9 protein-coding genes are annotated in these 9,555 nt (G+C 49.4%); all 9 read left to right on the forward strand.

Annotated features, from left to right (window positions below; all coding sequences use genetic code 11):
* Positions 1–511 (forward strand): NADH-quinone oxidoreductase subunit C (locus tag OEM52_11385; GenBank protein MDK9700737.1); only part of this gene is annotated, 511 nt, incomplete at its 5' end.
* A 68-nt stretch (positions 512–579) separates the two neighbouring features.
* The gene (locus OEM52_11390) at positions 580–1,677 is read left to right on the forward strand and encodes an NADH-quinone oxidoreductase subunit D (protein ID MDK9700738.1); all 1,098 of its coding nucleotides are present in this window, start codon (positions 580–582) and stop codon (positions 1,675–1,677) included.
* Positions 1,674–2,723: an NADH-quinone oxidoreductase subunit NuoH gene (nuoH, locus tag OEM52_11395; protein ID MDK9700739.1), complete on the forward strand. Its 1,050-nt coding sequence runs from the start codon at positions 1,674–1,676 to the stop codon at positions 2,721–2,723. Before OEM52_11390 ends, nuoH begins: the two co-directional genes overlap by 4 nt.
* The gene (locus OEM52_11400; GenBank protein MDK9700740.1) at positions 2,711–3,424 is read left to right on the forward strand and encodes a 4Fe-4S dicluster domain-containing protein; all 714 of its coding nucleotides are present in this window, start codon (positions 2,711–2,713) and stop codon (positions 3,422–3,424) included. The genes nuoH and OEM52_11400 overlap by 13 nt, the downstream gene beginning before the upstream one ends.
* Entirely contained in the window at positions 3,424–3,927 is a 504-nt protein-coding gene (locus tag OEM52_11405) for an NADH-quinone oxidoreductase subunit J (GenBank protein ID MDK9700741.1), read from the forward strand. The genes OEM52_11400 and OEM52_11405 overlap by 1 nt, the downstream gene beginning before the upstream one ends.
* The gene (nuoK, locus tag OEM52_11410; protein MDK9700742.1) at positions 3,917–4,225 is read left to right on the forward strand and encodes an NADH-quinone oxidoreductase subunit NuoK; all 309 of its coding nucleotides are present in this window, start codon (positions 3,917–3,919) and stop codon (positions 4,223–4,225) included. Before OEM52_11405 ends, nuoK begins: the two co-directional genes overlap by 11 nt.
* The gene (nuoL, locus tag OEM52_11415; GenBank protein MDK9700743.1) at positions 4,222–6,504 is read left to right on the forward strand and encodes an NADH-quinone oxidoreductase subunit L; all 2,283 of its coding nucleotides are present in this window, start codon (positions 4,222–4,224) and stop codon (positions 6,502–6,504) included. Before nuoK ends, nuoL begins: the two co-directional genes overlap by 4 nt.
* A 17-nt stretch (positions 6,505–6,521) precedes the next feature.
* On the forward strand, positions 6,522–8,075 hold the full coding sequence (locus tag OEM52_11420; GenBank protein ID MDK9700744.1) for an NADH-quinone oxidoreductase subunit M: 1,554 nt from the start codon (positions 6,522–6,524) through the stop codon (positions 8,073–8,075).
* A gap of 1 nt (position 8,076) precedes the next feature.
* The gene (locus OEM52_11425; GenBank protein MDK9700745.1) at positions 8,077–9,522 is read left to right on the forward strand and encodes an NADH-quinone oxidoreductase subunit N; all 1,446 of its coding nucleotides are present in this window, start codon (positions 8,077–8,079) and stop codon (positions 9,520–9,522) included.
* Positions 9,523–9,555: the final 33 nt, after the last annotated feature.

The raw sequence follows: 9,555 nt of genomic DNA on the forward strand, positions 1-9,555 counted from the left end.
GCCTACCCGCGATTGGGTCGAATGGATTGCTGCGAAGCATCCGGAATCGAAGCCGGAGTGGATTATCGAAGCGTTAGCCAGCGAAAAAGCAGTGCTATTGACACCGGAGCATTTCAAGATTGTCTGTAACACCTTACGCACCAACGAGCAAGCCCGCTTCGATCAAATGCACTGTGTTTCTGGCGTCGACCGCAAGACCCATTTGGAAGTTGTATATCATTTGTTTGCATTTTCCCGCAATGAACGTTTGATAATTAAAAAACGGATTCCCCGTGATAAGCCGGAAACTGCGTCTATCACTGATCTCTGGCCGGCGGCGGAATGGCACGAGCGCGAAATCTACGATCTGTTTGGTATAATATTTTATGGACATCCTGACTTACGCCGCATTCTACTTCCCGACGATTGGGAAGGTCATCCGCTTTTGAAAGATTATGTACACGCTGAATTTTACAACGGCATGCGAATCGATGCGACCGAACCTGATCGCTCAGGAAGGCCGGTGAACTAATGCCAGTACTCGATTTAGAAATTCCGCTCGGACTTAGCCCCCGCAAGGAAACTGTCGTCGGCGAAAGCATGACGCTGAATATGGGGCCGCAACACCCTTCAACGCACGGCGTACTTCGCGTGGAATTGCATACCGACGGGGAAATCGTCCACGAAGCGATACCGCACATCGGGTACCTCCATCGCTGTATGGAAAAAATCTGCGAAACGATTCCCTACAACCAAGTGGTTCCTTACACCGACCGGCTTGATTACTGCGCCGCCATGAATGAGAATTTCGGCTATGTGCTCGCAGTCGAAAAGTTAATGGGTATCGAAGTCAACGAGCGGGTACAACGTATACGTGTCGCTATGGCAGAGCTAAACCGGATAGCCTCGCATTTAATCGCGGTAGGTACGTTCGGTCTCGATGCTGGTGCCTTCACTCCATTCCTCTACTGTTTCCGTGACCGGGAACGCATTCTTGATATGTTCGAGAAAGTTTGTGGTGGTCGACTCCTCTATTCTTATATGTGGGTCGGAGGTTTATCCAACGATTTGCCGGACGGATGGATTCAGGAGTGTCTTGAATTTTGCGACTACTTTGAACCTAAAGTAAATGAATACAACGACTTACTTTCCTACAATAAGATATTCGTCGAACGTTGTGCGAATGTCGGTGTGTTGCCCCCGGAAATTGCAATTGCTTATGGGGTAACCGGTCCCGTTCTTCGTGGCAGCGGCATCAAATGGGACTTGCGGAAAGACGAGCCATATTCCGGCTATGAAAATTACGACTTCAATGTCATTGTTGGCGATGGTAGAAAAGGTACCGTCGGCGACAATTGGGATCGCTACTTTGTTCGAGTCTTGGAGATGCTGGAATCGGTTAAGATTATCCGACAAGCATTGAAAGACCTTCCCGAAGGGAATGTCCAAGAAAAAGTTCCTAAGAACTTCATGAAAATGCCGGTTGGCGATGTTTACTTCCGCACCGAAACTCCGCGTGGCGAGATCGGTTATTACATCGTAAGCGACGGAACTAAACTTCCCTACCGACTGAAAGTTCGCAGCCCCGCCTACTGTAACCTGTCGGTAGTGCAAGTACTTGCGCGGGATCAACTCATTGCAGACCTCGTCATTATCCTTGGTTCGATCGACATCGTGCTGGGGGAGGTGGATCGATGAACCCATTAGAAAGTCTTTTACCGGGTTTGCCGCTCATAGTTTGGCAACTGGTATGGGCATCAATCATTGTTGCATTCGTCACGGTGTTTGCACTAATCGCGGTGTATCTCGAACGGAAAATCAGCGCCTATGCCCAAGATCGTTACGGTCCGATGGAAGCGGGTGGTTGGGGCTTCCAAGGGTGGGCGCAAACCCTTGCCGATGCGATAAAGCTTCTACTCAAAGAAGACATCATTCCAGCTCTTGCCGATCCGAAGCTTTTCAAGTTAGCCCCATACATTGTTTTCGCCGGATCGCTTGGTGTGTTGGCCGTAATACCATTTGCCACCACATTAGTCGGCTCCGATCTTAACATCGGTATCTATTACGCGGTAGCGCTTTCGAGTACCGTTGTCATCGGTATTCTGATGGCAGGATGGGCGAGCAACAATAAGTGGGCGCTCTACGGCGCGATGCGTTCGGCAGCGCAAATGATCAGCTACGAAATCCCGATTTCGTTATCATTGATGTTGCCGGTCATGCTGGCAGGTTCGCTGTCATTTAACGAAATCATGGAAGCGCAACGTACCGGTTTTCCGGGTGACGGATACTTTTGGAATTGGTACCTCTTCCGGGTGCCACCTTTCACGATCATTGCATTCATTATCTACTTCTGGGCATCGCTGGCTGAGACTAACCGTACCCCCTTCGATATACCCGAATCGGAATCCGAATTGGTCGCCGGTTACCACACCGAGTACACCGGAATCCGGTTTGCCATGTTCTTCCTCGCGGAATATGCGAACATGTTTATCGTCGCGGCGATTGCCTCGGTTGTTTTCCTTGGCGGCGCATTAGCCCCGGCACCTTGGCTGTCGTTTATTCCCGGACCGGCATGGTTAATCCTCAAAGCGATGGTTATTGTCTTTGTCCAAATTTGGTTGCGTTGGACATTGCCCCGGGTTCGAGTCGACCAACTCATGCACATTTGCTGGAAGATTTTCCTGCCTTTGGCGCTCGTTAATTTCATCGCAATCGCAACGGTGGCAGCAATATGGCAGAAATGAGAACTGCGCTCGGGGTCCCGATTTCCCATGTGGAAACGAAACCGAAGCGCAACGCATTCCTTCAATGGTTTTTTGAGGTGTGGGAAGGATTCACCACAACACTTATTGGAATGGGTGTTACTGGTCGACATTTTTTCCGTAAACCTGTGACTATCCAATATCCCCACGAAAATCTCGATATTCCTGCAGTCTCTCGCCAGCGGGTCCATGTCGACATCGACCTGTGCGGCGGTTGCCTGCAGTGCGATAAGATATGTCCGCCCGGCATTATTACGATTGTCACGGCGCGACCGACTGCCGGGGAAGACTTGGGTGTTCGTCCGAACGGCAAGAAACGTCCCTTGCATCTTGCCGAATTCACCATTGACCACTCGAAGTGTTTGTATTGCGGGTTGTGCACTACCGTCTGTAATGACGATGCGATTTACATGATTCCCGATTTTCATTTTACTACGAATGACCGTTCAACTTTATTCACGAATTATTCCAAGTACACATCGGTCGAACGCGACCAGTTGGTTGCCGCTGCTGCTGCCGAAAAAGCTGCGAAGGCTGCCGCACCCAAACCACCGCCACCCCCACCGGCGCCGAAACCAGCCGTTGCTGCAGATGCAACGCCGGTTGCCGATGCGAAAGTGGAAGCGAAACCGGAAGAACCCTTTAGCGACAAGTGCCCGGGTCCTGATGGAGGGCAAGCTTAATGTTAACCGATATTGCCATCGGATTCTTTGGAGTGGTAACATTGGTCTCGGCATCGATTGTTACCTTTTCCCCACGCATTCTCTATTCGGCGTTTGCCCTCTTGTTTACTTTTTTTGGAGTGGCGGCGTTGTATGTCTTGTTATCGGCAGACTTTCTTGCCGCAACACAAGTGTTAGTGTATGTCGGTGGAATCCTCATCCTAATCATCTTCGGTGTCTTGCTTACTGCACGCATCACAAATCTGGAAATCATCGAACAGACGCACCAACGGTATGTCGCATTAATTCCCGTTCTCGCTCTTGGTCTCGGTTTGATTCTTTTGCTGTTGTCGACGGTTTGGCCGGACCGACCGTTAGCCTTGGAACCGACGACTGCGAAAATTGGCAAGAGTTTGATTTTTGAATATGTGATTGCGTTTGAAGCGTCGTCGATTCTATTGGTTGCCGCGCTGATTGGCGCTGTTCGCCTCGGTCGGGAAAGGAATGACGAAGATGCTGAATAATCTTACTGTCTACCTTGTAATCGCTGCCGCGTTGTTTCTGTTAGGTTTGTTAGCGGTGATGACACGCCGAAACGCGGTTTCCATTTTAATGGGGATCGAGTTAATACTAAATAGCGCTGGCCTGAATTTTGTCGCATTCTCGAAATTCTCCGGCGGGAACATCCGCGGTCACATCGTCGCACTCTTTATTATTCTACTGGCTGCAGCGGAAGCAGCTGTCGCCTTAGCAATTTTCCTCGGCTTATATCGCCAACGCGGTACGGTATTTGTCGACCAAGCAGCGGAGCTTAAACAATGATCGGTCTTGCTGTTACCGTCTGGCTCCTGCCACTGGCATCGTTTGCCTTGGTGTTACTGACGCACAAGAAACTCCCCCGGGGTGGTGACTTCATCTCGTTGGGAACCATTTTCACTGGTTTGGCAATTTCGCTGTGGTTGTTTGCACAGATGCTCGCGTCAGGTCCTAATTGGTCGGAGAATTGGAGTTTCCAATGGATCCCGATGGGGAAGTTATCCATCAATTTCGGCATCCATTTCGATATCCTTACATCGATTATGCTTATCGTCGTGACGCTGGTCAGTTCGCTGGTACATCTGTTTAGTACTGGGTACATGAAGGATGACCCGAAGTATGGACGATTTTTTGCATACCTTTCGCTTTTTAGTTTCTCGATGTTGGGATTGGTGCTCGCCGATAGTCTGATTGGTCTCTACATCTTCTGGGAATTGGTTGGGCTTTCCAGTTATCTCCTGATTGGATTCTGGCACGAGAAGAATGCTCCGGCGGAAGCGTCGAAGAAAGCGTTTCTAACTAATCGAGTCGGCGATGTCGGGATGTTGCTCGGTATTCTGATGGTGTTTTTCTACATCGGCGATTTAAATCTTCAAGCAATTTATAATGCGGTAGCCGATGGCAAGATCGATATGAGTGTATTAACGATTATCGGTCTGCTACTCTTTTGCGGCGCAATCGGAAAATCTGCCCAGTTCCCGTTACACGTTTGGCTGCCCGATGCCATGGAAGGCCCGACTCCCGTCAGTGCTTTAATCCATGCTGCAACAATGGTTGCCGCCGGTGTGTACTTGGTGGCGCGAATCTTCCCGATTATCACCCCCGATGCTGGATTAGTCATCGCGACGATTGGTGGGTTCACCGCCTTCTTTGCGGCGACGATAGCCGTTGCCCAACATGACATTAAAAAGGTGTTGGCTTATTCCACCATTTCCCAATTGGGTTACATGATTTTGGGATTAGGGGTTGGCGCGTACACAGCAGGTTTATTCCATTTAGTAACGCACGCATTTTTCAAAGCCTGTTTGTTCTTGGCGTCCGGTTCTGTGATTCATGCAATGCACCATTCGCTGCATCACATCCACAGCCACGCCGATCCACAGGACATGCGCAATATGGGCGGTATGAAGAAAGCGTTGCCGATTACCTATTGGACGATGCTCATCGCCACTTTGGCAATCAGTGGCGTTCCGTTCACGAGCGGTTTTCTTTCAAAAGATGCGATTCTTGGTTCGACGCTTGCTTTTGCGATGGAGCATGGCGGTATCGGTTGGCTGTTAGTTGGCTTTGGTTTTGTCACTGCCGGTATGACTGCATTCTATATGTTCCGCATCATCTTTAAAACTTTCCACGGGACTTTCCAAAGCGGTCACGAAGCGGAACACCACCTCCACGAATCGCCGAAAGTGATGACGATACCGCTTCTTACATTAGCGACGTTATCGGTGTTCTTCTGGTTTACACTACCGAATGTGAATCCGTTCTCGACCAAAGGTTGGTTCTCGGATTTTGTGGCAACACCACAACGCGCCTATGCGATGAACAATGAGAACAAACCAACTGAGCGCGAACACTTAGTAACCAAAGTGAATTCCGGTGTGCCAATGACGGCGCAGGATTCTACGAAACTTGCCTACCTCCGCGCCATCGACGCTGAGTATCAAGGTGACCGCGAATCCGCCGCACAGAACAATCAACCTGATCCCCATCCCGGTTACGTTAGTTTAGCTGATCAAATGCAAGCGAAGACTCATGGCGAAAAAGTGGAAGGTGAAGGTGGTCACGGTGGTGGCCATGAAGCGTCGCACACCGAACACACCGCCCATTTGATTGCAATGATTTTGTCCCTAATTGTTGCTGGTGGCGGCATTTATCTAAGCTATCTGACTTTCTTCAAAAAAGTTGTCGATTCATCCGCTTGGAAAGCTCGCCTTGGTATTGTCTATCAAGGGATGTTGAACAAATGGTGGTTCGATGAATTGTACTCAGCGACTGTTATTAAGGCAACGCTGCTGTTCGGACAGCTGATGGCGTGGTTCGATGGTCTCATCATCGATGGCGCTGTCAATGGCGTCGGTTGGCTGGCAAGAAACTTCAGCGTCGGCCATGGCATTTTCGACAATCGGGTAATCGATGGCGGTGTAAACGGACTTGCCAATACCGTAGGTTGGTTTGGCAGACGGGTTCGCCTCGTGCAAACCGGTGATATTCAACGTTATCTCTTATCGACCGGAGTGGTTGTCGGCGTAATTATACTCGTCGTAATCGCCGGAACTCTGCTGTAGAAGGAGGAGACATCTAAATGGGTCCCCTGACCGCACTCACTTTTTTCCCGCTACTGGGAATGATCGTAATCTTGCTGCTGCCAAAAGGTCGCGACAACATCATCCGTTGGGCCGCCGCCGCTTTCACCTTCGTCCCGTTGGTGATTTCGACCGTGATGATCTTCGATTACAATACTGCCCTCATTGGTGTGAACGATCCCAATTCTTTTCAATTCGTTGAGAAGCACGCTTGGATCGGTGCCTACAACATCAACTACTATGTTGGTGTTGACGGTATCTCGTTCCCATTGGTCTGGCTCACTGCCCTGCTGAGTTTCCTCTGCATCTTTGCCTCGTGGGGCATCACGAAGTCAGTGAAAGGTTACATGGCAATGTTCCTCTTACTCGAAACGGGTATGATGGGAACATTTGTTGCGCTTGACTTCTTCCTCTTCTACGTCTTCTGGGAGATCATGCTGCTGCCGATGTATTTCCTCATCGGAATCTGGGGTGGCCCGCGGAGGGTGTACGCTGCCATTAAGTTCTTCCTCTATACGTTAGCGGGTTCGGTGCTCATGTTATTGGCGATGATTCTGCTCTATCAGAATACCGTCGATCCTGTCACTGGTCGTCATACGTTTGACATGATTACAATGATGAATCAAGCGAACCAAAGCGATTGGCTGCGTGCAACCGGAACGTTCCTCGGCTATGGTATTCGTTCGGTACTCTGGATGGCATTATTTATCGGCTTTGCGATTAAAGTACCAGTCTTCCCGTTCCATACTTGGTTACCCGACGCTCACGTCGAAGCGCCGACTGCCATCTCCGTTATTCTTGCCGGTATCTTGTTGAAGATGGGTACGTACGGGATGCTGCGGATTAACTTCGCAATCCTGCCCGATGCAACGTTGTACTTTACTGAATTCCTTGCCATCCTTGGCGTTGTCAACATCGTCTATGGCGCGTTCTGTGCGATGGCACAAAAGGATTTGAAGAAACTGGTCGCCTACAGTTCGATTTCTCACATGGGATACGTCCTATTGGGAATGAGTGCAATGACGCCTGCTGCCATTAACGGAGCGGTGTTCCAGATGTTCAATCACGGTACCATCGCTGCTATGTTATTCCTCTTGGTGGGGGTCGTGTATGATCGCGCGCACCACCGTGAAATCAATGGCTTTGGCGGTATTGGCGCAGTAGTGCCCCGGTACATGGGTATGTTTGCACTGGCATTTTTTGCATCGCTCGGTTTACCAGGCATGAGCGGATTCATTTCCGAAGTACTCGTGTTCTTGGGAAGTTACCAGACTTGGCCGCTTTATACGATTATCGCTGTGTTCGGAATCGTGATTACCGCCGCCTATCTGCTCTGGACGATTCAACGTGTATTTTTCGGTCCCTTGAACGAGAAGTATAAGGACTTGCCGGATATCAACGGACGGGAATTGTTTACCCTGATTCCGTTAGCAGTAATAACAATCATTCTCGGTGTGTATCCGCATCCGGTTTTGAACATCATTTCCGGATCGCTGAATCACCTGATAACACTTGTACAGCCGGCGGTTTCCGTCGCACTCAACGGATTCTAATATGTCGATCAATTTGAACGATTTTATCGGAGCCTCCGGAGAAATCGTTTTTGCCGTCGGCTTTGTGCTGTTGCTGCTGTGGGATGTGATAGCGCCGCGCGGTAACCGGACTACGCTGGCATGGATGGCTTCGTTGCTGTTTGTCGTTGCAGCAGGTGTATCCATCGTAATCGCTCCGGAAGGAATCTACTTCTCAGGCACTTTCAAAGTCGATCTCTTCTCGCAATTCCTGAAGTTGTTCGCTGCCGGTGCTGGAATCTTGTCGATCTGGATTGCTTTACCGAGATTTGCAAAAAGTGGGGAGTACTATCTCCTCCTTTCTGCTATCGTATTTGGCATGTTTATCATAGCCGGTGCCAACGACTTCGTTTTGCTCATCGTCGGATTGGAAACAGTATCGATTCCCTCCTACATCCTAACCGGATATTATCGGTTGGATAAACTATCCGGTGAAGCTGCGCTGAAGTATGTGCTCTTCGGAGCGGTCTCGATTGGCGCGATGCTATTTGGCTTCTCCTATCTCTATGGCATAACCGGCGAGACCAATTACGATATGATCCGGGAAGTTCTCATGGGAGGCGCTGCCGGATATGAGTTGGTACTCTTTGTCGCAATGCTGCTGATGATGACGGGATTCGGTTATAAAATCGCTGCTGTCCCGTTCCATTTCTGGTGTCCAGATGTCTATCAAGGTTCGCCGACACCTATGACGGCGTTCTTCTCGGTGGCACCAAAAGCTGCCGGTCTTTATGCTTTGACCCGATTTCTCGCAACAATAGTCCCACCGAATTTTGTCGCAATGTTTGGTTGGGATCAGCTTTTCTGGTGGATTGCTGTTGCTACCATGACACTGGGAAATCTTGCCGCCTTACCACAAACAAATTTGAAACGACTGTTGGCGTATAGTTCGATCGCTCAAGCTGGGTATCTGCTCACAGTGTTCGTAGTGAACTCGGCAGAAGGCTATATTGCCATGATGTTTTATTTAGTTGCCTATTTGTTTATGAACCTTGGCGCTTTTGCCATCGTCGAGTGGATAGAACGATCCAATGGCAGTGTCGATTTGGCGGTATATCGCGGATTAGGCAAGCGCGATCCGAAGACGGCAGTTTTGCTATCGATCTTCTTATTTAGTTTAGCGGGTATTCCCCCACTGGCAGGTTTTATCGGCAAGTTCTTGGTATTTAGCGCTTTGCTTGATAAGAATCAAACAGTGCTGGCATTGATTGCCGTAATCAACACAGTCGTGAGTGTTGTGTATTACGTGAAGATCGTCCGAGAGATGTTCTTAGTCGATTCTGAACATGAAACTGTTACTATGCTTCCAACATCAACGTCCGCATTGCTTTTGGTGTGTGCCGTTCCAACGTTGGTTCTTGGCATCTTCTTTAGTCCATTGGTTAGTTGGGTTTCGTTGGCAATCAATTCATTTTACGCGAATTTTTAACCCGAGACTAACGATACTTCCGTATCTTTGTTC

It is taken from the genome of bacterium, assembly GCA_030247525.1.
Taxonomy (GTDB): Bacteria; Electryoneota; JAOADG01; order JAOADG01; family JAOADG01; genus JAOTSC01.

Bases quoted from the DNA above. Each gene is read 5' to 3' on its own strand.
- OEM52_11405 (MDK9700741.1), top strand. From the start codon at position 3,424: ATGTTAACCGATATTGCCATCGGATTCTTTGGAGTGGTAACATTGGTC.
- OEM52_11400 (MDK9700740.1), top strand. From the start codon at position 2,711: ATGGCAGAAATGAGAACTGCGCTCGGGGTCCCGATTTCCCATGTGGAA.
- nuoL (MDK9700743.1), top strand. From the start codon at position 4,222: ATGATCGGTCTTGCTGTTACCGTCTGGCTCCTGCCACTGGCATCGTTT.
- nuoK (MDK9700742.1), top strand. From the start codon at position 3,917: ATGCTGAATAATCTTACTGTCTACCTTGTAATCGCTGCCGCGTTGTTT.
- OEM52_11420 (MDK9700744.1), top strand. From the start codon at position 6,522: ATGGGTCCCCTGACCGCACTCACTTTTTTCCCGCTACTGGGAATGATC.
- OEM52_11425 (MDK9700745.1), top strand. From the start codon at position 8,077: ATGTCGATCAATTTGAACGATTTTATCGGAGCCTCCGGAGAAATCGTT.
- OEM52_11390 (MDK9700738.1), top strand. From the start codon at position 580: ATGACGCTGAATATGGGGCCGCAACACCCTTCAACGCACGGCGTACTT.
- nuoH (MDK9700739.1), top strand. From the start codon at position 1,674: ATGAACCCATTAGAAAGTCTTTTACCGGGTTTGCCGCTCATAGTTTGG.